We start from the raw sequence: 24,044 nt of genomic DNA on the forward strand, positions 1-24,044 counted from the left end.
AGACTAGCAGGGTTGCCCAGAGGCTGATAATTCACCACACCGAGAGAGCCCCGATGAATCCATATCTGATTGCCCCATCCATCCTCTCCGCCGATTTCGCCCGCCTGGGAGAAGAAGTCGATAACGTTCTGGCTGCTGGTGCCGACGTGGTGCACTTCGATGTGATGGACAATCATTATGTCCCCAATCTCACCATTGGGCCCATGGTGTGCGAGGCCCTGCGCAAGCACGGCGTGACCGCCACCATCGACGTGCACCTGATGGTGTCTCCGGTGGATGACCTGATCCGCATGTTTATTGACGCCGGCGCCAGCTACATCACCTTTCACCCGGAAGCCAGTAACCACATCGACCGTTCCCTGCAACTGATCCGCGACGGCGGCTGCAAGGCCGGGCTGGTGTTTAACCCGGCTACCCCGCTGAGCTACATGGACTACGTGATGGACAAGCTCGACATGGTGCTGCTGATGTCAGTGAACCCGGGCTTCGGTGGCCAGAAGTTCATCCCGGGCACCCTCGACAAGCTCAAGGAAGCCCGCAAGAAGATTGATGCCAGCAACTACAACATTCGACTTGAAATCGATGGCGGTGTGAAAACCGACAACATCCGGGAAATCGCCGAAGCCGGCGCCGACACCTTCGTGGCCGGCTCTGCCATATTCAACACTCCCGATTACAAGGCCACCATCGACGCCATGCGCGAGGAACTGGAGCAGGCTCGCAAGGTAATCGGCGGATGAGCCTGAAAGGCCTGTTCAACGCCCGCTGGCCGGGCGTCGCCCTGTTTGATCTGGACGGTACGCTGGTGGACAGTGCACCGGATCTGGCCGCCGCCGTGGACCAGATGCTGGAGCACCTGGGGCGTAGCCCGGCAGGCCTGGACAAGGTGCGCACCTGGGTTGGCAACGGCGCCCAGGTTCTGGTGCGCCGGGCCCTGGCCGGAAAAACCGATTGGGAACCTGCCACCGCTAAAGATGAGGCGCTGTTCAACGACGCCCTGACCATTTTCTATCACGCCTACGGCCAGTTGAATGGCCGGCATTCAGAGGTATTTCCCGGCGTCCATGACTGCCTGGACCACCTGAGGCAACTGGGCTGCCGGATGGCCGTGGTCACTAACAAACCTGACCAGTTTGTTCAGCCCTTGCTGGAAAAAACCGGTCTGGATCAGTGGTTCGACCTCTCGGTCGGTGGCGATACCCTGGCAGTGAAAAAACCGGACCCGGCGCCCTTGCTGCACGCCATGGAAAAACTGGGCGGCACACGGGGCACCACGGTGATGGTCGGGGACTCGAAGGCAGACGTCAATGCAGCCCTGGCAGCAGGCATCCCCTGCGTCGCCGTCAGGTATGGCTATAACTTTGGCGGCTCCGTTGACAGTCTCGGTGCAGATGCTGTTGTTGATTCGCTGGCCGAGCTTTTGTAATCTCGCAAGGACGTTTTATTTTGAACACATCAATTCGGGAGATTCCTGCCGTGCAGGGACTGAATCTGACTGCAGCGCGAGGCATCCTGACAACCCGCGCAACACGATGGTGGCGATGGCGCACCGGCTGAGCAAGCCCCGGGGCTGATGGCGCATGCCTGCTTGCCCGCACCACCGGTCACAGCGGTGTAACACCGTTCTGACAAAACGCAGATCAGATTTCAGGAAACCGAACCATGACACCCGAGCAATTCCACGAGCTCGCTGAAGCCGGCTATAACCGTATCCCTGTGTACCGCGAAGTTCTGGCGGATCTCGACACTCCCCTCAGCACCTATCTGAAACTGGCCAGCGGGCCATACTCCTACCTGTTCGAATCGGTACAGGGTGGCGAGAAATGGGGCCGATATTCAATCATTGGCTTACCCGGCCAGGAAGTGCTGAAAGTCTTCGACCACCGCATTGAGGTCAGCCGCAACGGCGAAGTGGTCGAGCAGGCCGAGGTGGACGATCCCCTTGCTTTCGTGGACGACTACCAGAAGCGGTTCAACGCCCCGGACCTGCCCGAGCTGCCCCGGTTCAATGGTGGCCTGGTGGGCTATTTCGGCTACGACACCGTGCGCTACATCGAAAAGCGCCTGCGCAACAGTTGCCCGCCCGACAAGATCGGTACTCCGGACATTCTGCTGATGGTCTCCAATGAAATCGTGGTGTTCGACAACCTGCGCGGCAAGCTGCACCTGATTGTGCACGCCGACCCATCACTTGACGGTGCCTACCAAACGGCACAGGCCCGCATCGACGAATTGGAAAACCGGCTACACCGCCAGACTGCCAACGCCCCGCGCACCCCGGAACATCTGCGCGGCAAGGTGGTGGACGAAAGCGATTTCATCTCCGGCTTCAGCCAGGACAAATTCGAAGCGGCGGTGGACAAGATCAAGGGCTACGTACTGGACGGCGACGTGATGCAGACCGTTATCTCCCAGCGCATGTCGATTCCTTTCGAGGCACCACCCCTGAACCTCTACCGTTCGCTGCGCGTGCTCAACCCATCGCCGTACATGTACTTCCTGGACCTGGGCGATTTCCACATTGTCGGGTCATCTCCGGAAATCCTGGCCCGGGTGGAAGATGAGGAAGTCACTGTCCGGCCCATCGCCGGCACCCGCAAACGCGGCGCCACCGATGCCGAGGACAAGGCCCTGGAAAAAGAACTGCTGGCCGACCCCAAAGAAATCGCCGAGCACCTGATGCTGATCGACCTGGGCCGCAACGACGCCGGCAGGGTATCGGAAACCGGCACCGTGAAGCTCACCGACAAGATGATCGTGGAGCGCTATTCCCACGTCATGCACATTGTTTCCAATGTCACCGGCCGCCTGAAACAGGGCACCAGTTGCCTGGACGTGCTGCGCGCCACCCTGCCAGCGGGCACCCTGAGTGGCGCCCCGAAAATCCGCGCCATGGAAATCATCGACGAACTGGAACCGGTGAAGCGTGGCGTCTACGGCGGCGCCGTGGGCTACCTGTCGTTCAACGGCAACATGGACACCGCCATCGCTATCCGCACTGCGGTGATCAAGGACAACACCCTGCACATCCAGGCCGGCGCCGGCGTGGTGGCAGACTCCATTCCCCGCCTCGAATGGAAAGAAACCATGAACAAAGGCCGCGCGATTTTCCGTGCCGTGGCCATGACCTACAACGACTACGACCATTGAGGCGGAGGAACAGATTATGTTGCTGATGATCGATAACTACGATTCCTTCACCTACAACGTGGTGCAGTACCTGGCGGAGCTGGGTGCCGATGTGCAGGTATACCGGAACGACGAAATCACCATTGAGCAGATTGAAGCCCTGAAGCCCGAACGGCTGGTGATTTCCCCGGGCCCCTGCACGCCCAACGAAGCGGGCATCTCCATGGACGCCATTCGTCATTTCGCCGGCAAACTGCCTATCCTGGGCATCTGCCTGGGCCACCAGTCCATCGGCCAGGTGTACGGCGGCGACATCATCCGGGCCGGCAAGGTGATGCATGGCAAGGTGTCGGCGGTGTACCACAACGACGTGGGAGTGTTCCGGGGCCTGAACAATCCCTTGCAGGCCACCCGTTACCACAGCCTGGTGATCGACAAGAACACTCTGCCCGACTGCCTGGAAGTGACCGCCTGGACCCGCAACGACGACGGCTCCGTTGAAGAAATCATGGGCGTACGCCACAAGACCCTGCCCATCGAAGGCGTGCAGTTCCACCCCGAGTCGATCATGACCGAACAGGGCCACGAACTGCTGCGCAACTTCCTGAGAACATAACAAGAGGCCGACGACCCATGGACATGAAACAAGCACTGAACCGCATTGCCTCCAACCTGGATCTGTCCCGGGACGAGATGAAGGATGTAATGCGCATTGTGATGAACGGCGAAGCCACCGACGCCCAGATCGGCGCCTTCCTGATGGGCCTGCGCCTGAAAAGCGAAACCATCGACGAAATCACCGGCGCCACCGAAGTGATGCGTGAACTGGCCACCAAGGTCAGCATCAACGCCAGCCCGCTGGTGGATATCGTCGGCACCGGGGGCGATGGCGCCAATCTGTTCAACGTCTCCTCTGCCTCAGCCTTCGTGGTGGCCGCAGCCGGCGGCTTCGTCGCCAAGCACGGCAACCGGGGCGTATCGTCCAAGAGCGGCAGCGCCGACCTGATCGAAAAGGCCGGCATCAACCTGGACATGAAACCGGAAGAAGTGGCCCGCTGCGTAGAACAGATCGGCGTCGGCTTCATGTTCGCCCCGGCCCACCATGGCGCCATGAAACATGCTATCGGACCGCGCCGGGAGCTGGGCTGCCGGACCATCTTCAATATCCTTGGCCCGATGACCAACCCGGCCGGCGTCACTCGCCAGCTGATCGGTGTGTTCACCCGGGAACTTTGCCGCCCGATGGCAGAAGTGATGCAACGTTTGGGCGCAGAACACATTATGGTGGTCTGCTCGAAGGACGGCCTGGATGAAATCAGCCTGGCCACTGTCACCCATGTTGCCGAACTGAAGGATGGCGAAATCACCGAATACGACCTGACGCCGGAAGACCTGGGCCTCAAGAGCCAGTCGCTGGTGGGCCTGACGGTGGATTCCTCCGACGAATCCCTGAAACTCATCAAGGCCGCTTTCGGTCGCAACCACGACGAAACCACCGAAAAAGCCCGCGACATGATCGCGCTGAACGCCGGCGCGGCCATTTATGTCGCCGGCCTGGCCAAGACGGCCAAAGAAGGCGTCGATTTGGCACTCGATGCCATGGGTTCCGGTTTGGCGGCTGGCAAGATGTCGGAGCTGGCCGATTTTTCTCAGTGTTTCTAATTCCGGCCTATTTTTGATGGAGCCGGACGAGCTAGTGAGGGAGCCTTTCCAAAACACGCCCACGAGTACGTCCCTGTAGGGCTTGACTTCAGCCATCCGTGGCTGAAGACAGTTTTGGAAAGGCTCCCTCACCAGCTCTCGCAAACTTTATACGGGCCAGCTATGACTGACAGACATTTGGATAAAACTCCCACCATCCTGCGTAAAATCGTTAACCGGAAATGGGAAGAAATTGATGAGCGCAAGCCCAGGGTTTCAATTGCAGACCTGAAAGCCATGGCCGGCGACCAAGCTCCTGCGCGTGGATTCGCCAATGCCCTGCGCACCCGCATCGAAGCTCAGCGGCCAGCGGTCATTGCCGAGATCAAGAAGGCGTCACCCAGCAAAGGCATCCTGCGAGATCCCTTTGAACCGGAACGCATCGCCGAAAGCTACGAACAAGGCGGTGCGGCCTGCTTGTCCGTGCTGACTGACAGAGATTTCTTCCATGGCCACGAAGACTACCTGAAAGCCGCCCGCGCGGCCTGCAGCCTGCCGGTGATCCGCAAGGACTTCATCGTAGCGCCCTACCAGGTGTACGAAAGCCGGGCCATTGGCGCCGACTGCATTCTGCTGATTGCCGCCTGCCTGACCAAGGACCAGATGCAGGAGCTGGAAGGCATCGCCCACGAGATCGGGCTGGATGTGCTGGTGGAGGTGCATGATGGCGAGGAACTGGACGATGCGCTTACCCTAAGCACGCCGCTGGTAGGCATCAACAACCGCAATCTGCACAACTTTGAAGTGTCGCTGGACACCACCTTTGAACTGCACCACCGGATTGCCGAAAACCGACTGACCATTACCGAGAGCGGGATCATGACCCGTTCAGATGTTGAGGCCATGACCAGCCGGGGCATTTACGGGTTTCTGGTGGGTGAGTCGTTCATGCGCGCGCCAGATCCGGGTGAGAAACTGCAGGAGCTGTTCGGCTGATTCACAGGATAAACGGGTGAGGCAAGTATGGACGCAGAGACCGGCAAGGATTCCGACAACCCGATACTGGCCGGCCCCTTCTGGCCGTGGCGCTGTTTTTGCGTTTTCGTCCGACAAAACTGATCCCGTCGTCCGTCTAACTCCAATGAACCTCATCCACCTCATCGCCGGCAAAGCGGATGAGGTGAGAAGCTACCACCTGGCCCAGCTCCTCCAGCTCCGTCTCGGTGGGTGACTGGCACCGCATAAGCAACTTACCGTCTGCTGCTTCGAGCCGGCATTCAACGATGGAGAAAGTCAGCCTGCCATCGGTCTCGCTCCACTCAGCCTCAATCTTGTGGCGAAAGTGTTTGCACAGGCGATTGATCAGGCGACCGGGATCGGTGGTGGCCACTTGGGCGTTCATGGTTGGCATGGCAGTTTCCTCGACATCAATGGGTCAATTAACACTTGCGGACAGCGGACGATCCGCCAGCACAATGGGGTGTTCCCGGGAGCATCGCTCGATGCGGGCCTCGATACCATAGGTTCTGGCCACCAGAGCAATGGCGCCGGTCCGGCTGGTGGCATCACGTGCCGCGTTGGCCCCGGGGCGCCATGGTTTGCAACCCCTGAAAAATGATAATGCATATCATATGCAACTAGTGGCAGTAGCTCAAGTGCAGGATTCACTCAGCGGGTGCGGCAAGCGCCTCCTGCAGCAAAGCCAACAGATGGGCGGGCATGCCCTCGGCCAGCTTCAGGGCCGCACTGTGGCCACGGGGTGTCATTTTCCCCCAGGTCCGGCGCACAATGCGCAGCCATTTTTCTTTGTCGTAATCCGGGTTGTCTTCAAAGAATTGCGCAAAATAGCGCTCCAGAAACACCATACAAGCCACATCTTCCAGCAACTGGGTGTCTTCGTCTTCCCGCAATTTACGCTTGGTCAGAATAGTTTCGACCCGTTCGCACTCCGCTTTCGGGTAGCCGCAAGCCGCCATGATCTCCGCTGCCCGGCGACCATGCATGCGGCCGCAGGCCTGACGCCATTGATAGTAATTCTTGCGGCCCTCACCATAGTCACTGCGGGGCATGGTCCAGCGCTCGATATGCTGGGCCCGACAGGCAATCTGCATGCGCTCGGAAGGTTCCGGCTCCAGTTCAAACAGCCAGCGGGTCATGTGCAGGCTGTAGGCGTATTCCCTGGGAAGGGATTCACCGCCTATTTCCTCACGGTTGGGATCCTGCTGGTTTGCCTGGTCGATGGCATTGATCGCACATTCAAGGTTGGCACTGTTGCTCATCATTCAGTCCTTCAAGTCGCACGGCTCGCTCCTGGCGCCCCCGTGTGAACAGGGCGCGCCATCCCATCAAGCGATACTATCAGCCGGCTGGACTTCAGGTCACCGGCAAACGTCAGGCCTGCGCCGAAGGCCGAGCCTTGATCCGGTCGAACCAGGCCTGCAGGTGTTCCTGTTCCGGTTTGATGCGGATATTGACCACCCGGGCGAAGGCCACGGTGGTGAAGGCATTGATGTCGGCCGCGGTGAACCGGTCACAGCAAAGATATTCCCTGCCCTCGAGCTGCTTGTTCAGGAAATGCATGAATTTCTCGACGCCCTGGCCGCACTCTTCCCCCCACTCCTTGATGGGATTCATCCGGTCCTTGAAATAGCCGGTGGTGTGCTGAAAGCACATGCCGGTGGGCATCATGAAATAGAATTCGATCCAGCGCAGCCACTGCTCCACCTGGGCTTTCTCCAGCGCCGATTCACCCAACAAGCTGGGCGTGTCCGGATAGCTTTCTTCAAAATAGCGGCAGATGGCCATGGTTTCGGCAATGCAGGTGCTGTCGTCCAGTTCCAGTACCGGCACTTTCTTCATCGGGTTGCGGGCAACAAATTCCGGGCTCAGGTTCTCCCCTTTTTCAATATCCACCTGCACCAGTTCAACCTGGTCCAGCAAGCCTTTCTCGGCCAGGAACATGCGCACTCGGCGTGGGTTAGGGGCAGTTCGGGTTTCGAAGAGTTTCATCTTGTTATTGGCTCCGTTCACTCGTTGAATTGACGCCAATGAGCGTGACCGCAAAAAACAGTTGCGTCAAGCAACCGCTATTGGCCGGGCAACCAGTTTTTGATCTGCCGAATGATCCAGTCGGGTTCATCCAGCGGCAGATCGTGCCCGGCATCCGGATGCAGCCGAAGCGTCCAGCACCAGCGTCGTTCCAGTTCGGCGCTGCAATGCCAGTGCACAATACGGTCACCCTTACTGGCAAGCAGCAGGGCATCTGCCATGGGCCGCTCGGGCAAGGGCTGAAACCGGGCCGCCGCCTGCAACTGATTGAACGCCGTATAATAGTTGACCGGGCGCTGGCGCTGGATGCTGTACCAGGCTTTGCACACCGACAGTGGAATCTCTCGATTGGACGTCAGTCGCAGAATATCCCGTTCCCGGTGAAACAGCTCGCGACGTGCCAGCAGCTGAGTGACGCGCGGCCAGGCCAGCGGGCGCATGCGTTTCCAGAACGGACTGAAACCGGAACTGGTGTTGACCAGAACCAGGTGCTGCAACTCCCCGGGTTCCGCATGCTGCGCCCAGTCAAGGGCCACCATACCACCCATGGACAGCGCCAACAGGCTGAACGGCCTGGGTATATGATTGACCTGCTCACAGACGCGCCTGCGAATCTCAGGGATAGTGCCGGGAGAATCCTCGCGGAACAGTGTGCCGGTGCCCGGCAGATCAATGGTGTGGAACCGGTGTTCCGGAAAGGCCGAGCGAAGCTGTGCCGGGAAATCGCCCCAGTGGCCCTGCTCCCGGGTGAGGCCTCTCAGAAGGATCCAGTGCATGTCATCGGCTATCCCTGTACCAGTGCATAATGGCAGCTTCCCTCAGCATGGACTCTTCATCCGACCCCGGCAACCAGTTCTCATGACTGGCAGCGGCGTTCAACAGGAAATCAATCCACGGCATGTGACTGCGCAACACCCGTTGGTGTCGGTGCGGAACCAGTGGGTTGAAGAAGCCTTCCAGCCGAAACAGCTGACGCGGGCGTTTACGAATCCAGCGCCAGGATCCCATTTCCAGGGTGAGCGGCAGGAAAACTCCGTCGCTGGTTCGGTTAACCTGTTTGTAAAAGTAGTCCCATAGATCACCATGGGTCAGATAGTGGGCAGATTGCGGCTCAAACCGGTACGTGTGATTGGGGTAGGCCTGTTCCCAGATCAGCTTGAGCGCCATGACCGAGCCAATACGGCGCATGGGCCGGCGGCGATAGGCGTAGGGAAACCAGATCTGATCCTGCCAGCCAAACCCGGAGTGACAATCCAGCGCCAGGCTGAATGGACGGCCCGGGAGCAGTTCCCGGATCACCGACTCGAGGGCCAGGTTCTCGGCTTCCATCCCCTGTTCGGGATCACCGGTATACCAGGGCAAGCGTGGTGAAAGCCGCTGCCCTCCCAACAGGAAGGCACTGCGATCCTGGGCCGTAATCGGCGCATTACGCATCAGATCAACCCCCTTCGGATTGCTGCGCTGGTTCAGGTACATGCCGCCCGGGTTCAGCATGGGCAGAAGCGTGATATGCACCCGCTCCAGAAGCGCCCGTACGCTGTCATCCCAGGCCAGGCGTGCCAGAAAAGAAGACAGCCACGCCATCACCACCTGCGTGCCGATACGCTCAAGCCCATGAACTCCGCCAATGAGCATAACAACGGGCGCATCCTTGCGATCGGTACCCAGATCGACCCGATAGACCGGCAGTTCAAGATCGCGAACGCTCACCCGGGACAGCACGGAACTGGAGACACCTTCCGGCGCCTCCGCCAGCAGCCGCTCGAGCTGGATCAGCTCCGGCAGGAAAGTGCGAAGCCTTCGTTTCTGGCCTTTGTCCCGGCGGGCTTGCTCCGCTGGTATCACCGCGTGGGGCGTCAATGCTTTCAGTTCGGTCATTTCAGGCTCTCTGGCAACGGCTGCTGACAGTGTGCGCCAGGAATGCTTCAGTCCGTTGACAGTGCCGAACCTGTTATTGCAAATAGTATGCAAGGGTATACTATGAAAATGCACCTTCGCAGATTACCGTGACCCGGTTCGCTCATGCCCAGATTCCCGTTGCTCATCCTGGCCCTGTTGATGGCCGCCTGCTCACCCGATGAGGCTACAGAACCAGGACGACATGAAGCCACGGAAAGCGCCACGCGCCAGCAACCTGCCCCCCACCCTGATCAACACCGGATCATTCTCGCCGCCGACCCCTGGTGCCCCCATAACTGCCGGGCTGGTGCGCCGGAGGAAGGTTATATGGTGGATATTGCGCGGGAGATTTTTGCCGCATCGGGCTTTGACGTTGAGTACAGAAACTATGGCTGGGCCCGCTCCCTGAGCCTGGCCCGGGAGAACCGGATTGATGGCGTTATCGGCGCCCTGAAAGGCGACGCCCCGGACTTTGTCTTTCCGGAGCGCCCCATGGGCACTGCCCGTATCGGCTTGTACACGCATCCGGAGAGTCAATGGCAATACCGGGGTCTGGAGTCGCTTAACGGAAAAACCCTGCTGGTGATCAACGGTTACTCCTACTCTCCGGAGCTGGATCGATATATTGCAGACTATACCGATGACCCCGAACGAGTGTGGGTCATCTCCGGAGCAGCGCCCCTCGGGCGAGCTCTCAGACTTCTGGCACAGGAACGCACCGATACCTTCGCCGAAGACCAGGCGGTCATGAGCTGGTTTTTGCGGGAGCATTCCGGATATCCACCTCCAAGACTGGCCGGGATCGCCCACCAGGCCCCCGTCTACATTGCCTTCTCGGCCGGGAATCCAAGATCGGGGGAACTGGCCAGACTGCTGGATGCGGGTCTGGCCAGGCTGGCTGAAACTGGCCGCCTGGACGTGATCAAGGCGTCCTACGGGCTTTCCACCTCGGACTGAAAAGCCTTGATGGTATTGCCAGCGGGTGTTTGCAGCAGCAATTCACCATGCCGGCCGATCCGGCCATCCGTTACCTCTTCCAGCAGCTCCAGGAAACGCCTTTCCTGATTCATCAATGCCGGCGCACAGGCCATCATGGTGGTGGCCTGAAGACTGAAGGACAACCCTTCTCCCGTCAGGTTGTAACTTCCCGTATAGCGATTACAGGAAGCCCGGCCAGCTACCCGGTTGTCCGCCAGAAACCTCAGGGTCATTCTGGAGCGGTCAATAATGCCGGCACCGGCAAGGTCTTCCACCGCCCATTCGGCACCCCGGAACAGCCGCTGACGATCCCCGCCACAACCCTCAAATGTCTCATCGCCGAGTGTCAAACGAACCTGAGCCGGATACTGAGCGCCAGCCATCTGGTCTTCACACAACTGATGAGCGATCCGCACCTCCGTCCGCTCGTCACCCAGCGTGGCTTCATAGGCGCGACCGTGGCGATTGGCAAGAATCTCGTTCAGGCGGATATCTTCGGTAACTTGCTGGTCGTAAGGACGGGTCAGCCGCATCTGGCCATTCTCGATAACAACAGACCAGAACGGTTCCGTGCCTATCCCACGAAACGAGGATTCAATGGCGCCCGGCTCCAGGCACTCGGGAAGCGTCTCGCCACGCAGGCTCAGCGTTGCCCGCTCCCCCTTGCTCCAGAACCGGGTATCCGGGTCGCCGGGCGCGACAAACAAGGCGCCGGAGGCGCTCTCGGCCGGCTTGAGCAGAACCCGGCGATTCAGGTATTCCAGCCCTACCAGTTCGTCGTCACCGGAGCTGGTGACCGTAACTTCGAGCTGGCCACACTGGTAACGGCCAAACTCCGACAGGCCCGTTTTCGTCGGGCTGGAGACACAGGCACTGATCAGTGCACCCGCAAGAACCACGACAGACAGCGATACACCTTGTCGCAAAAACATGAACACATCCTCTGTTGTTCCAGACTACAAGTCGCCATTGTAGAGATTCCATCCTGGATTCACCACGATCGAGGCAAAGCGCTGAGGCAGAAGCGTATCTGTGTCACGTCATCGCCAAGGCGACCGGAACTACTCCTGTTCAGCGGCTGGCGAGGCCAGGATGGTAACGCCCTGCCCGGTCTCAAGCACCAGACGGCCATCTGCGGCGAACTGATACCCGTGAACGTCGCCCAGCAGTTTCAGAAACCGGTTTTCCTGCTGCATCAGGGTCTCGGGGCAGGCCATTCGCGTCGCGGCCATCTGGGAAAACACCAGTTCTTGACCCTGAATGTGCCAGCCTCCGTTGTAACGGTTGCAGGACGATGAGCCAAACACCCGCCCTTCATCGGTGAACCCGATGGTAACCTCACTACCCTCAAGCACCGGCTCACCATCAATCTCTTCCACCAACCACTGGCTACCGGCCAGCGACCCGGGCTTTCCACCCTCTTTCTCGGCATTGAGGGAGCAGCCCCAGAGCGACCCGGTAATCAGCAACATCGCCATGACATTCTTTGCAAGACTCATATAACCCCCTGATAGATAGTGAGATAACCATTACATTCTACGCCTGCCGTCTTGGGAATTCGCATACAGAAAGGTTAATCTTGAGTTACCAGACATCCGGAGCAACACCATGGCGATCAAACTCTATCAGTTCTGCATTTCGCACTACTGCGAAAAGGCGCGTTGGGCCCTGGACTACAAGGGCATCAACTATCAGACCGTCAACCTGCTCCCGGGCCAGCATGTAAACACCATTCGCAAACTGACCGGGGCCGAGTCGTCTGTACCGGTACTCGAACACGACGGCCAGATCATCCAGGGCTCCGGACATATCCTGGATTACCTCGACAAGGTCTTTCCAGACAAGCCCTTATTGCCGGCGGATCCAGACCTTCAGGCCAGGGTTCTTGAATGGGAACAGAAGCTGGACGAACAGGCCGGCCCCGCTCTGCGCACCTGGGTGTACCACTATTTTCTGCAACGCCCGAAAATAGTGGTACCCATGCTGGCAGCGGGCACACCATTCTATAATCGTATCCTGCTCAGCCTGGCCTTCAGCCGGGTTGATGAGATCATGCGCAAGTGGATGAAGATCAACCAGAAAACCGCCGATACCTCACAGGCAACCCTCGAGGCTCTGGTTAAAGAACTGGCCGAGATCTATCAGCAACGTCCGTTCCTGGTAGGCGATCAGTTTACCCGCGCCGATCTCACTGCCTGCTCGCTGCTGGCGCCGTTGTTCCAGCCGCCCGAGTACCCGGTGCCATGGCCAAAGCCGGGCAGGGTTCCGAAGCCTGTGCAGGCCTGGCTATCCGAATGGCAGACTGCCATCGATCCCATCGCCGCGGTGTATCGCCAGAACCGGTGACGCTGGCCAGGCGGTGGCGGAATAGGCCAGCAACCCTGGCGCAATAGGACATCGCCTTTAGCCGACGCTGTGCGATGATGACTCCCAACAAAAATAATTTGGGGAGCAGCCATGGTGTTGATCGACATGATGCGGACAGTGCTGGAAGACAGCGGGCTGATCAGCCTCTGGCAGTTCCTGGCCCCCTGGCTGGCTCTTGACGAACGACAGCTGATTTTCGTCATCGCCACCCCCGTGTTCATTGCAGTTACCTTGTGGGAATACCTGAAGATACGGCATGACCCACGGTTGATGAACGTGCCGGAGGCTATTCGCAACTTCGCCCTCGGTGCCGGCTACCAGGTTACGGAGCTACTTTTTGCCGGCCTGATCGCCTTTCCCGTCTACGCGCTCTGCTATCACTATCGCTTGCTGGAACTGGAGCTGAACTGGGCGACCGGATTTCTGACCTTTCTCGGCGTGGATTTCTGTTTCTACTGGATGCACCGTGCCAGCCACCGCATGCGCTGGTTCTGGGCCGCCCATGTAGTCCATCATTCGTCCGAACGCATGAATTTCTCCACCGCCATGCGCCAGAATGCCACCAACATTTTCAACGGCATGTGGATTTTCTATTTGCCCATGGCGCTGATCGGTTTCAACCCGGTGTGGATCGGCATCGCCTATGCTTTCTCCCTGGTGTACCAGTTTTTCGTGCATACCACGCTGGTGGGGCACCTGCCGGCCTGGGTCGAATTCCTTTTCAACACCCCGAGCCATCACCGGGTACACCATGGCCGCAATCCGGAATACATCGACCGCAATTACGGTGGCACACTGATTATCTGGGATCGCCTGTTCGGAACCTTTGTCCCGGAGAGCGACAGCAACCCACCGGAATACGGCATTACCCGGCAGATTCATTCCAATAACCTGATTGTGCTCTGGACCCACGAATATGTGGACATGTTCCGCGACATGGCCCGCCCCGGCAGCTTATTGTCCCGTCTTCAGCATTTATGGAATCCGCCGGAGTGGCAGCGCCCGGCACCTCAGAACAACAAGGATGCGGGCCGAAACCATGACCGAACACCCTCTGACGCTGAATACCCCTGATGGCCACACCATTGCCGGACGGCAATACCTGCCGGCACAGCCAGTTGCCATTCTGGTGATCAGCCATGGCATGGCGGAGCACGGTGATCGCTACCAGGAGCTGGTCCGCTGGCTCGGGGCTCACAACATTCTTGTCATCACTTATCACCACCGGGGCCATGGCCCCCACTGCCCGGCCGAACACCAGGGGCACTATGCTGATCAGAACGGATGGCAAAGGGTGGTGGACGACCTGACGCAAGTGGTAGAGACTGCCCGCAAGCAGCATCCAGGCCTGCCAGTAAATCTGCTCGGCCACAGCATGGGCTCGTTCATTGCTCAGAGTTATGCCCAGCAATACGGCGACCGTATCAACGCCCTGATCCTCAGTGCCACCAACCGCATCCACCGGCCCCAACTGCTGGCCTCGCGGCTGCTGGTTAACCTGATTGCCGGCGTCCGTGGCCGGCGCCACCGCAGCCAGCTGATTGGCAGGATGACCTTCGGCCAGTTTAACCGTGCTTTCCGCCCCAACCGCACCGGCAGCGACTGGCTGAGCCGTGATGTCGAGCAGGTAGATCGCTACGAAGCCGATCCTTCCTGTGGTTTCGATTGCACCGTGGGGCTCTGGCAGGACTTCATTGGCGGTATGCTGAGCATCAGGCCGGCAACCTGGCATCGGGATCTGCCGGTACACTTGCTGTCCGGCACCGCCGATGCCGTGGGCGAGATGGGGAAAGGCGTCCGCCAGCATTTTCAGACCATCCGGGAGTCGGGCATCGAACAGGTAACGCTGCGGTTGTTCAACGGCGGGCGCCATGAGATGCTCAATGAAACCAATCGCATGGAAGTGTGGCAATACGTGCTAACCTTATGCCGTATTCAGTCGCCCGCTCGCTCGGAGGCCGGCGACCTGCCACTGGCCCAGTCACTACCATAAGGAATCGCTATGAGCCGCCGTACCTGCTGGCGTTTTTTCCGTTTGCTGGCAATCTGGCTGCTTCTGCCCCTGAGCAACGCTTATGCGGGGAATCTGACCCTCGCCGTCGCTGCCAATTTCACCGACACCACCGCCAGTCTGGTGGAGACATTCAAGGCCTCAACCGGTCACCGGGTCACCGCCAGTTTCGGCTCCACGGGTAAACTCTACGCCCAGATTCGCAACGGCGCTCCATTTGATGTGTTCATGGCGGCCGATGCCCAACGCCCCCAGTTACTGGAATCCGACGGGATGGCCGTTCCCGGTTCTCGCTTTACCTATGCCAGGGGCAAGCTTGTGCTCTGGAGCCCTGAGACCGCGGCCTTTATCTCTCCCATCGCCTACCTGAGCGAACAGCCGTTCTCGCGGCTGGCCATCGCGAATCCTAAAACTGCCCCCTATGGCTTGGCCGCACAGCAGGTTCTGGAACACCTGGAACTCTGGTCACCGCTACAGCCCAAACTGGTCCGTGGCGACTCCATCGCCCAGACTTTTCAGTTCATTGCCAGCGGCAATGCCCAGGCCGGGCTCGTGGCGCTGGCTCAAGTCAAAGCCTGGCCGAATCAGGACGGAACACTCTGGAGGATTCCGCAAGCCTATTACGCCCCCATCGACCAGCAGGCGATTCTTCTGAAGCGCGGTGCCGACAATGCCGCCGCCAGAGACTGGCTCGCCTTCCTGCAATCTCCGGAGGCTGCTGCGATTATTCAGGACTACGGATACGACACGGCGGACTGATGCTGGAAACCTATTGGCAGCCGGTCTGGCTGACGCTGAAGCTGGCTTCACTGACAACCCTGGTACTGCTGCTGGTAGGAACCCCGATCGCCTGGTGGCTGGCCCGGTCCCGCCACTGGCTGCGCCAACCGATTGCTGCGGTCGTCGCCTTGCCATTGGTCCTGCCGCCCACGGTGCTCGGATTCTATCTTCTGCTACTGCTTGGCCCGAATGGCTGGGTCGGCCAACTGACAGAACGTCTTGGCCTGGGTTTACTACCGTTCACCTTTGAGGGCCTGGTAGTGGCCTCGGTTATCTATTCCCTGCCCTTTACCGTGCAACCCCTGCAGAATGCTTTCGAAAGTATCCGTGAAGGCTTTCTGGAGACCGCCGCCACCCTCCGGGCGGGGCCCTGGGACCGGTTTTTCTTTGTGGTGATTCCGCTGGCCCGCAACGGCTTCATCACCGCCAGCGTGTTGACCTTCGCCCATACAATCGGCGAGTTCGGCGTCATCCTGATGATTGGCGGCAATATCCCGGGCGAGACCAAAGTGCTGTCGGTGGCCATCTACGATCACGTGGAATCCCTGGAGTACACCCAGGCCCACTGGTTGGCTGCGGGCATGGTGGCGTTTTCCTTCATCGTCCTGGTGACCCTGTACGTCCTCAATGGCAGGGCCCGGGCGGGGGCCCTGCGATGAATCCCACAGCCATCGAGGCACGTTTTATCTGCCGCTTTCCCGGATTTGAACTGGATGTCGACCTGAAGCTACCCGGCAACGGGATTACCGCTTTATTCGGTCACTCCGGATGCGGCAAAACCACGCTGCTCCGCTGCATCGCCGGGCTGCAGCAGGCTCACGGACAGCTTTCCGTATTGGGCACGCCCTGGCAGAAAGACAACCTGTTCAGGCCGGTTCATCAGAGGCCCCTGGCCTATGTGTTCCAGGAAACGCATCTTTTTCCCCACCTGTCAGTACGCCGAAACCTGACGTTCGGGCAACGCCGGGTTCCAGCCCAGCAACGCCAGATCCGGTTTGATGATGCCGTCTCCTGGCTCGGGCTGGCCCACCTTCTTGAGCGTATGCCAGCCGGACTGTCCGGTGGCGAACGGCAACGGGTAGCCATTGCCCGGGCCATACTCACCAGCCCTCGACTGCTGCTGATGGATGAACCTCTGTCGGCACTGGATCAGAACTCAAAGCAGGAGATACTGCCCTACCTTGAGCGCTTGCGAGACCACCTGGCGACTCCGATGCTCTACGTTTCCCACTCCACCAGCGAAGTGGCGCGCCTGGCCAACCATATTGTAATGATGGACAAGGGGCGTGTTATCGCACAAGGACCACTGCAAGAGACCCTGGCCCGGGTAGACCAGCCGTTTCGGCTGGAGGAAGATGCTGGCGTGCTCGTTCAGGCAACACTGGACACACTGGATGACCAGTGGCATCTCGCCCGTTTCAGCTTTGACGGTGGCAGCCTGTGGCTGCGACAGGATCCGCGCTTCCGGCCCGGCGACCCAGCCCGCATACAGGTACTGGCAAGAGATGTGAGCATCGCGTTGACGGAGCACCGGGACCAGAGCATTCAGAATCTGCTGCCGGCACGGGTGGATCGCGTCGAAACAGATGTCACCCCCGGCACCACCCTGGTGCGACTGCTGGCCGGCAATACCCCGTTCCTGTCCCGGCTCACCAGCCGCTCCGCGGCCCAGCTGTCACTCACCCCCGGCCAGCCGGTGTGGCTCCAGATCAAATCGGTTGCCCTGGTGGACTGAATATCTTCAGGCACGACTTCTGGCCCCTTCGGCCACAGAGTGTGACCAGTGATACCGCTACTCTGGCGTTTGAACACACCATGCCGGGAGCAGAGACATGCCGACCAAACGTGAACACTGGGTGACCAGTGGAGACCTTCTTCTCTACGCCGTTGCGGAGGGCAACCCCGAGGCAACGCCCATTGTTCTGGTACACGGCTACCCCGACAACCACAGTGTCTGGGACAAGGTCACGGCCACACTCAGCCAGGAGTATCTGGTGATTCGTTACGATGTCCGCGGTGCCGGCCGCTCCGACAAGCCAGCTCGCACCCGGGACTATCGCCTGGCGCTGCTGGCAAAAGATCTGCAAGCAGTCGTCAACGCCATTGTCCCCGACCGGTCATTTCATCTGGTTGCCCACGACTGGGGCTCCATCCAGAGCTGGGAATCAGTGACGGACCCCGATCTTCAGCAGCGTATTCGCTCCTACACCTCCATTTCCGGCCCCTGCCTGGATCATGTCGGCTTCTGGATTCGCAATCAGATAGGCTCACCTGCGAACGGAGGCACCACCAAAGTACTGCGTCAGTTGGCGAGCTCCTGGTATGTTTTCCTGTTCCAGCTGCCGCTGCTACCGGAAATGATCTGGAAAGCCGGGCTTGACAAAGTCTGGCCGAACTATCTGAAGACACAGGAACAGGTTGAAGACGCCCGTTTCAGCCCCTGGCAGAAAGCAGACGGACAATATGGTGTGAAGCTCTATCGGGCAAACTTCCTGCCCAGGCTGCTGCGCCCAAGGCCCCGGCACACCCGCTGCCCCGTTCAGGTGATCATTCCCACGCGGGACGCCTACGTCGGCCGCCACCTGACCGAACACCTGGTGCACTGGACCGGTAAGCTCACGCTGCAGGAACTGGATGCCCCGCACTGGGCGCCACTGACCGAGCCCGACGCCATCTGTCAGTCTGTATCAACGTTTGTTGGGAATAACGCTTAGCGGACTTCAAAGCCCCTGATGATAACATTTACAAAAACAACAAGGGCGCCCGGAGGGCGCCCTTGTTACTGCAAGCCTCAATCGAACGATCAGGCTTTCTTGCGGCGGAATGCCAGGCCAGTCAGACCCAGACCCAGCAGGGCCAGGGTACCGGGCTCCGGCACAGAAACCGGAGGCTGCTCGGTAATTTCCTGTACCTTGGTGTCAACAAACGATGCGGTGAACGAATCTGCGTTAGTACCACCGGAACGGAGAATGTTCAGGTTCCAGGCGGCACCGCCGGAATTCAGGGCCAGATCGACGTAGTCGCTGCCAGTGGTTCCGTTACCACTACCGATGTTGCCAGCGCCTTCACACTTGGTGAAACCACCCAAACCATCGGTCAGAAAACCGTTATCATCGCTGTCGATACCAATGGCATTGGTAGAGGACCCACCACAACCAAAGCGGTTGTTTACTACCACGTTGAGCAGGGCGTTCTTGCTGCCCAGACCCGCCAGCAAACCCTCTTTAGTAAGGTTACCATTGGTGTTGTCACGATCCTCGTCGGTAACCAGCACGAAGTTAACTGCGGCATCCGCGCGATAGCTCAGTTTATTCAGTGCCCAGTCCAGCGCGCTCCAGCCGTCTTCCGTGCCACCGTTGGTAACCAGCGTCGACGTTGCAGCAGCAAAATCGGTGGAACTGCCCCACTCCTGAGTGCCCGCCGTTACTGAATCCATATCATGGGCATGGGGATCCAGATGGTTGCTGGATGACCTGCCCCCGAAACCAACCAGCGAGTACCGGTTGCTCACCGAAGAGCCAACGCCCTCACCGACCAGACCACTCTCAAGGCTTGCAATCATATTGCTGAGCCAGGCGTGCTCTCCACCCATGGAGCCGGATTCATCGACCAGAAACACAACATCTGCCGTAATCGGCGCGGCAACAGAAGCGGAACTCATCAGGGCGGCTGCGGCCAGGCCAGCAGTGCCGGCAATCCATTTTCTTTTCATGGTTAAACTCCTTTTTGTGAGTCAATGTGTGACTCAACCGTCCCTGCGCGATTCCTGCCAGAATTCAAAAGATGATTATATTTCAGTTAGTTAGAAACCACACACTTAATGTGTCTGCGCACAACTGTAAAGTGCTTCGACACCATCAAAGCTGAGAAGGTAACGGAGCAGAAAACGGCAAATATACCGACGGAGATGCTGGGAAAAAGCGGTGCCCGTCAACAGCGGAGCACCGTTTTATGCAGAGATTACAGGGAGGGAGAGAGCAATCAGCGGGTACCGTAAACCACCATGGTTTTACCCTTGACCCGCACCAGACCTTGATCTTCAAGAGTTTTCAGAACCCGACCGACCATCTCCCGGGAGCAACCAACAATGCGTCCAATTTCCTGACGGGTAATCTTGATCTGCATGCCGTCCGGGTGAGTCATGGCATCCGGCTCTTTGCACAGATCCAGCAGTGTTCTGGCAACCCGGCCAGTGACATCAAGGAACGCCAGGTCCCCTACCTTACGGGTAGTCTGGCGCAGGCGCGAGGCCATCTGTTCACCAATAAAGTACAACACCCGCGGATCCTGCTGAGCGATTTCCCGGAACTTGGTGTAGCTGATTTCTGCCACTTCGCACTCAGTCTTGGCCTTGACCCAGGCACTCCGGGAATCCATGTTGTCGAACAGCCCCATCTCGCCGAAGAAATCACCGGCATTAAGGTACGCCATGATCATTTCACGACCATCGTCGTCTTCAATAATGACAGTGACCGAGCCCTTGACGATGTAGAACAGGGAATCGCTTTTATCACCCGCATAGATGATGGTGCTTTTGGCTGGGTAACGCCGGCGATGGCATTGGGAAAGGAAGTAATCCAGGTGTTTGGTCTTCTGCTCAACCGGCTTGACAATGGTAGCCATAATGCGAGACATGCCTCCTCAGAGTCTGGCGATTCCTGATCGTTTTTATATCCCCGCCTGTCCGTGCGGGTTAGGGGTTTTACTGATATGCCACGCAACTTATAACAAGAAGGTAACTTCTGGGCAACTCAAAAGCGGATACAGGATGTATCTGAAGGCAATACCGCTTTGGTCCCAACCACATCATGCCGCAGGGAGTTAACTGTGCTAGCATCCTGCCCATTCATTCAGGCACCAGGGGTAACTCCGATGAAAGCAACCGTCGACTGGACAGGCAATGCCAGCTTCAAAGCAACCAGTGGCAGTGGCCACAGCGTTCAACTGGACGGCCCCCCGGATCACGGTGGCGAGAATCTGGGTCCGCGCCCGATGGAGTTGCTGCTGATGGGCGTGGGCGGCTGCTCCTCCTTCGATGTGATGAGCATCCTGAAGAAAAGCCGCCAGGACGTGACCGCCTGCCACTGCGAGCTGGATGCCGAACGCGCTGATGAGGTGCCGGCTGTGTTCACCCGCATTCATCTTCATTTTGTGGTTAGCGGAAACAACCTGAAGGAAAAGCAGGTGGAGCGCGCAGTCAGCCTGTCTGCCGACAAGTACTGTTCAGCCTCGATCATGCTGGGCAAAGCCGGTGTCGAGATCACGCACAGCTTCGAGATTCAGGCCGCCAGCTAGAACGGCAGGGCAGATTCCGGCCAGCGCCCTGCAACCGCGGCTTTCCGTTATAAAAAATGTCATTGCAAATACTATTCAATGACACCTGCGGTATGCATAATACGCAACTTTCTCCGCCGGTCTGCGCAAAAGGTGAACAGCTCCATTCACCCGGTCAGTAGTCGGTGGCGGCCTCGGCAGGGAGAGTTCCTCTCCCTGTGATCATTCATCTCCATTTCCCGGAGGGGCTGAGCATGGAAACCAAACTCCAGCTGCACGGTTTCAACAACCTGACCAAATCCCTGAGCTTCAACATCTACGACATCTGTTACGCGCAGACCGAAGAACAACGCGAAGCCTATATTGATTACATCGACGAGATGTACAACGCCGAGCGTCTGACCCAGATTCTGACCGACGTGGTCAAGATCATCGGTGCCAATGTTCTCAACATTGCCCGCCAGGATTACGAGCCTCATGGTGCGTCCGTCACCATGCTGATCGCCGAGCACGAACTGTCCGACAGCGAAGCCAATAACGAAGAGTCCCCTGGTCCGCTGCCGGATACCATTGTGGCGCATCTGGACAAGAGCCACGTGACGGTGCACACCTATCCGGAAAGCCATCCCCATGATGGCGTGAGCACCTTCCGGGCCGATATCGACGTGTCCACCTGCGGTCTGATTTCACCGCTAAAGGTACTGAACTACCTGATTCACAGCTTCGACTCGGATGTGGTTACCGTTGACTACCGCGTACGCGGTTTCACCCGTGACGTGGACGGTACCAAGCATTACATCGATCACGACATCAACTCGATCCAGAACTACCTGACCGAGGATACCCAGAACGCGTATCAGATGATCGACGTCAACGTGTATCAGGAAAACCTGTTCCACACCAAGATGATGCTCAAGGAGTTCAATCTGGACAACTATGTGTTCGGAGTGAACGCCGGCGATCTGGACCCGGCAGAAGCCCAGTCCATCGAGGATCGCCTGCGCCGGGAAATGCTGGAAATCTTCTACTCCCGCAACGTGGAATAATCGCTCCGGGGGTGACGACGGGGCTACCGTCGTCACCTTCTGGTGCCTTCGTCAGTTTTTTTGACCTCCCCTGCCAGAATTCTGCGTTTTCATCCCTTCTGCTACCCCGGTTAAATAGACCCATCAATAACCGAGAGGAGGACGGGATCATGCTTCGCTCCCTGAAACAGACCATTCCCGCACTGGCCACATCCGATGGCGCCGGAGTTCGCATCAAACGCTCACTGGGCCAGCGCCAATCCGTGCGAATGGACCCATTTCTGATGCTGGATGAGTTCGGCTCTGACCAGCCACAGGATTACATTGCCGGCTTTCCGGCCCACCCGCATCGGGGCTTTGAAACCGTCACCTATATGATTGAAGGGCACATGCTGCATGAGGATCACCTGGGGAATCGAGGCAACCTTCGCAACGGCGGGGTGCAATGGATGACCGCGGGCCGGGGCATCGTGCATTCGGAAATGCCACAGCAGGAATCCGGGGTCATGCGGGGCTTCCAGCTCTGGCTCAACCTGCCTGCCGCCGAAAAAATGAAGGCCGCCGGTTACCGGGACATTCAGCCAGAGGAGATTCCGGTGGCGCGCCAGCAGGGCGTATCCGTCCGGGTCATTGCCGGTGAACTGGAGATCGGCGGCGGTTCCGTCACCGGTGCAGTCACCGGCGGCAGCACGGAGCCTCTGTATGCCGATGTCCACCTGGAATCCGGAGCGAGGGTATCGCTGCCCGTCCCCCAGGCGCTCAATGCCCTGGTTTACCTGTATGAAGGTGGCGCAAGCCTGGTAAGCGAAGACCGGAACCAGGCTCTGGCACTGTCCTCGGCAAACATTCTGGAGCAGGGGGACGAAGTTCTGATTGAGGCCGGAGAGGCCGGGGCACAGCTGCTACTGATTGCAGGCCGGCCCATCGGCGAGCCAGTTGTCCAGTATGGTCCGTTTGTGATGAACACACCTGCTGAGATTGAGCAGGCGCTGGCCGACTACCGCGATGGCACCCTGACGGTCTGATCAGGCAAAGGTTTTGCCGGCCATCAGGCTCTGGACCATGGGCCGGATAATCAGGTCCATGGCCAGGGCCATTTTCGGCCCCGGAATCACCAGGGTATCGTGACGGGAAAGGCTGCTCTGGGGAATGGCCTGCAGTAACCACGGGAAATCCACATCCGTCGTTTCCCGAAAGTGAATCACCACCATGCTCTCGTCTTCACTGGGCACATCCCGGGCAACGAAGGGGTTGGAGGTGTCCACCAGCGGAATTCGCTGGAAGTTGATGTGGGTGTGAGAGAACTGCGGCACGATGTCGTGCACGTAATCGTCCATCCGATTGATGATGGTCTGAACCACGGCATCCTGGCTGTAGCCCCGCTGATGGGTGTCCCGATGGATTTTCTGGATCCACTCCAGATTGACAATGGGTACCACACCAATCAACAAGTCAACGTACTGGGCAATATTGTAGTTGTCGCTCACCACCCCGCCGTGAAGCCCCTCGTAGAACAGGGCATCGGTATCCGCAGGTAACGGGCCCCAGGGGGTGAAGGTTCCGGGTTTGTAGCCAGCGGCGATCAGGTCACGGTCTTCGTCATGAACGTACTGCCGGTATCGGCCATTGCCGGTATGGCTGTAGTCATAGAACAGAGCCTCCAGCCTATCGATATGATTCGCTGCCAGGGCAAAGTGGTTGCGTTCACCAAACTGCCCCTTGGCGGCAAGTCGGGCCATTTGTTCCCGGGTATACCGATGAAAGCTGTCGCCACTGACCATGGCGGCATCGATGCCCTCACTGGCAAACATGCGGCTGAAGATCTGCCCGGTTGTGGTAGTACCTGCCCCGGAAGATCCGGTAACGGCAATAATCGGATGGCGTCTGGACAT

The 24,044-nt window shown here is 58.7% G+C and carries 27 protein-coding genes; 17 read left to right on the forward strand and 10 right to left on the reverse strand.

All coding sequences use genetic code 11. From position 1 onward, the window contains the following. Positions 1-53 precede the first annotated feature (53 nt). The 6 genes from rpe (at position 54) to trpC (ending at position 5,766) form a co-directional block, all read left to right on the forward strand. Positions 54-740 (forward strand): ribulose-phosphate 3-epimerase, encoded by a 687-nt coding sequence (rpe, locus tag QPL98_RS07165; RefSeq protein ID WP_303292973.1) that lies wholly within the window; start codon positions 54-56, stop codon positions 738-740. Beyond that, complete coding sequence (locus QPL98_RS07170; RefSeq protein WP_303292974.1) at positions 737-1,426, forward strand: phosphoglycolate phosphatase; 690 nt, start codon at positions 737-739, stop codon at positions 1,424-1,426. The genes rpe and QPL98_RS07170 overlap by 4 nt, the downstream gene beginning before the upstream one ends. A gap of 236 nt (positions 1,427-1,662) precedes the next feature. Continuing rightward, positions 1,663-3,150 (forward strand): anthranilate synthase component I, encoded by a 1,488-nt coding sequence (gene trpE, locus QPL98_RS07175; protein ID WP_303292975.1) that lies wholly within the window; start codon positions 1,663-1,665, stop codon positions 3,148-3,150. Between the two features lie 16 nt (positions 3,151-3,166). Next, positions 3,167-3,745, forward strand: coding sequence for an aminodeoxychorismate/anthranilate synthase component II (locus QPL98_RS07180; RefSeq protein WP_014422791.1), 579 nt, complete (start codon positions 3,167-3,169; stop codon positions 3,743-3,745). A gap of 17 nt (positions 3,746-3,762) precedes the next feature. Next, positions 3,763-4,791: an anthranilate phosphoribosyltransferase gene (gene trpD / locus QPL98_RS07185; RefSeq protein ID WP_303292976.1), complete on the forward strand. Its 1,029-nt coding sequence runs from the start codon at positions 3,763-3,765 to the stop codon at positions 4,789-4,791. A gap of 162 nt (positions 4,792-4,953) precedes the next feature. Continuing rightward, a complete protein-coding gene (gene trpC / locus QPL98_RS07190) occupies positions 4,954-5,766 on the forward strand; it encodes an indole-3-glycerol phosphate synthase TrpC (protein ID WP_303292977.1) in 813 nt (270 codons plus the stop codon). Positions 5,767-5,902: 136 nt separating this feature from the next. On the opposite strand, the gene QPL98_RS07195 is transcribed toward trpC, so the two are convergent. The 5 genes from QPL98_RS07195 to QPL98_RS07215 all read right to left on the reverse strand — a co-directional run bounded on the left by QPL98_RS07195 (position 5,903) and on the right by QPL98_RS07215 (position 9,696). After that, a complete protein-coding gene (locus QPL98_RS07195; protein ID WP_303292978.1) occupies positions 5,903-6,181 on the reverse strand; it encodes a DUF2218 domain-containing protein in 279 nt (92 codons plus the stop codon). A gap of 253 nt (positions 6,182-6,434) precedes the next feature. Continuing rightward, positions 6,435-7,049: a DUF4202 domain-containing protein gene (locus tag QPL98_RS07200; protein ID WP_121207791.1), complete on the reverse strand. Its 615-nt coding sequence runs from the start codon at positions 7,047-7,049 to the stop codon at positions 6,435-6,437. A 112-nt stretch (positions 7,050-7,161) separates the two neighbouring features. Next, positions 7,162-7,779: a glutathione S-transferase family protein gene (locus QPL98_RS07205; RefSeq protein ID WP_286893535.1), complete on the reverse strand. Its 618-nt coding sequence runs from the start codon at positions 7,777-7,779 to the stop codon at positions 7,162-7,164. A 77-nt stretch (positions 7,780-7,856) separates the two neighbouring features. After that, on the reverse strand, positions 7,857-8,594 hold the full coding sequence (locus QPL98_RS07210; protein ID WP_273031183.1) for an alpha/beta fold hydrolase: 738 nt from the start codon (positions 8,592-8,594) through the stop codon (positions 7,857-7,859). Position 8,595: 1 nt separating this feature from the next. Beyond that, on the reverse strand, positions 8,596-9,696 hold the full coding sequence (locus tag QPL98_RS07215; RefSeq protein ID WP_273031181.1) for a M14 family zinc carboxypeptidase: 1,101 nt from the start codon (positions 9,694-9,696) through the stop codon (positions 8,596-8,598). A gap of 144 nt (positions 9,697-9,840) precedes the next feature. Here QPL98_RS07215 and QPL98_RS07220 point away from each other — a divergent pair, with 144 nt between their 5' ends. Beyond that, on the forward strand, positions 9,841-10,674 hold the full coding sequence (locus tag QPL98_RS07220) for an ABC transporter substrate-binding protein (RefSeq protein ID WP_114433714.1): 834 nt from the start codon (positions 9,841-9,843) through the stop codon (positions 10,672-10,674). On the opposite strand, the gene QPL98_RS07225 is transcribed toward QPL98_RS07220, so the two are convergent. Both QPL98_RS07225 and QPL98_RS07230 read right to left on the reverse strand, forming a co-directional pair. Further along, positions 10,650-11,627: an META domain-containing protein gene (locus QPL98_RS07225; protein ID WP_303292979.1), complete on the reverse strand. Its 978-nt coding sequence runs from the start codon at positions 11,625-11,627 to the stop codon at positions 10,650-10,652. The genes QPL98_RS07220 and QPL98_RS07225 overlap by 25 nt on opposite strands. Positions 11,628-11,756: 129 nt before the next feature. Next, complete coding sequence (locus QPL98_RS07230) at positions 11,757-12,194, reverse strand: META domain-containing protein (RefSeq protein WP_011786952.1); 438 nt, start codon at positions 12,192-12,194, stop codon at positions 11,757-11,759. 109 nt (positions 12,195-12,303) lie between these two features. Between QPL98_RS07230 and QPL98_RS07235 the strand changes: the two genes are divergently transcribed. The 7 genes from QPL98_RS07235 to QPL98_RS07265 all read left to right on the forward strand — a co-directional run bounded on the left by QPL98_RS07235 (position 12,304) and on the right by QPL98_RS07265 (position 18,567). Beyond that, the gene (locus tag QPL98_RS07235; RefSeq protein ID WP_023009512.1) at positions 12,304-13,041 is read left to right on the forward strand and encodes a glutathione S-transferase family protein; all 738 of its coding nucleotides are present in this window, start codon (positions 12,304-12,306) and stop codon (positions 13,039-13,041) included. 111 nt (positions 13,042-13,152) lie between these two features. Further along, positions 13,153-14,136 (forward strand): sterol desaturase family protein, encoded by a 984-nt coding sequence (locus QPL98_RS07240; RefSeq protein WP_153740232.1) that lies wholly within the window; start codon positions 13,153-13,155, stop codon positions 14,134-14,136. Beyond that, complete coding sequence (locus tag QPL98_RS07245) at positions 14,102-15,055, forward strand: alpha/beta hydrolase (RefSeq protein ID WP_303292980.1); 954 nt, start codon at positions 14,102-14,104, stop codon at positions 15,053-15,055. The genes QPL98_RS07240 and QPL98_RS07245 overlap by 35 nt, the downstream gene beginning before the upstream one ends. A 9-nt stretch (positions 15,056-15,064) precedes the next feature. Continuing rightward, on the forward strand, positions 15,065-15,832 hold the full coding sequence (gene modA / locus QPL98_RS07250; RefSeq protein ID WP_303292981.1) for a molybdate ABC transporter substrate-binding protein: 768 nt from the start codon (positions 15,065-15,067) through the stop codon (positions 15,830-15,832). Beyond that, positions 15,832-16,512 (forward strand): molybdate ABC transporter permease subunit, encoded by a 681-nt coding sequence (gene modB, locus QPL98_RS07255; protein ID WP_022993172.1) that lies wholly within the window; start codon positions 15,832-15,834, stop codon positions 16,510-16,512. Before modA ends, modB begins: the two co-directional genes overlap by 1 nt. Then, a complete protein-coding gene (gene modC / locus QPL98_RS07260; RefSeq protein ID WP_303292982.1) occupies positions 16,509-17,588 on the forward strand; it encodes a molybdenum ABC transporter ATP-binding protein in 1,080 nt (359 codons plus the stop codon). The genes modB and modC overlap by 4 nt, the downstream gene beginning before the upstream one ends. Before the next feature lie 97 nt (positions 17,589-17,685). Beyond that, positions 17,686-18,567 (forward strand): alpha/beta fold hydrolase, encoded by an 882-nt coding sequence (locus QPL98_RS07265; RefSeq protein ID WP_303292983.1) that lies wholly within the window; start codon positions 17,686-17,688, stop codon positions 18,565-18,567. An 89-nt stretch (positions 18,568-18,656) separates the two neighbouring features. Here QPL98_RS07265 and QPL98_RS07270 read toward each other — a convergent pair whose 3' ends face one another. Together QPL98_RS07270 and crp are read right to left on the reverse strand one after the other, a co-directional pair. After that, entirely contained in the window at positions 18,657-19,565 is a 909-nt protein-coding gene (locus tag QPL98_RS07270; RefSeq protein ID WP_199452976.1) for a vWA domain-containing protein, read from the reverse strand. Between the two features lie 269 nt (positions 19,566-19,834). Then, the gene (gene crp / locus QPL98_RS07275) at positions 19,835-20,476 is read right to left on the reverse strand and encodes a cAMP-activated global transcriptional regulator CRP (RefSeq protein WP_007153756.1); all 642 of its coding nucleotides are present in this window, start codon (positions 20,474-20,476) and stop codon (positions 19,835-19,837) included. Positions 20,477-20,725: 249 nt separating this feature from the next. Here crp and QPL98_RS07280 point away from each other — a divergent pair, with 249 nt between their 5' ends. From QPL98_RS07280 to QPL98_RS07290, 3 genes are all read left to right on the forward strand, one after another. Next, on the forward strand, positions 20,726-21,148 hold the full coding sequence (locus QPL98_RS07280; RefSeq protein ID WP_011786961.1) for an OsmC family protein: 423 nt from the start codon (positions 20,726-20,728) through the stop codon (positions 21,146-21,148). 233 nt (positions 21,149-21,381) lie between these two features. Next, positions 21,382-22,173, forward strand: a complete 792-nt coding sequence (gene speD, locus QPL98_RS07285; protein WP_011786962.1) for an adenosylmethionine decarboxylase — start codon at positions 21,382-21,384, stop codon at positions 22,171-22,173. Between the two features lie 149 nt (positions 22,174-22,322). Beyond that, a complete protein-coding gene (locus QPL98_RS07290; RefSeq protein ID WP_023012049.1) occupies positions 22,323-23,177 on the forward strand; it encodes a pirin family protein in 855 nt (284 codons plus the stop codon). Here the strand turns inward: QPL98_RS07290 and QPL98_RS07295 are convergent, their stop codons facing one another. Further along, positions 23,178-24,044, reverse strand: a complete 867-nt coding sequence (locus QPL98_RS07295) for a phosphoribulokinase (protein ID WP_303292984.1) — start codon at positions 24,042-24,044, stop codon at positions 23,178-23,180.

This window comes from Marinobacter sp. ST-43 (assembly GCF_030541085.1).
GTDB classification, from domain to species: Bacteria; Pseudomonadota; Gammaproteobacteria; order Pseudomonadales; family Oleiphilaceae; genus Marinobacter; species Marinobacter nauticus.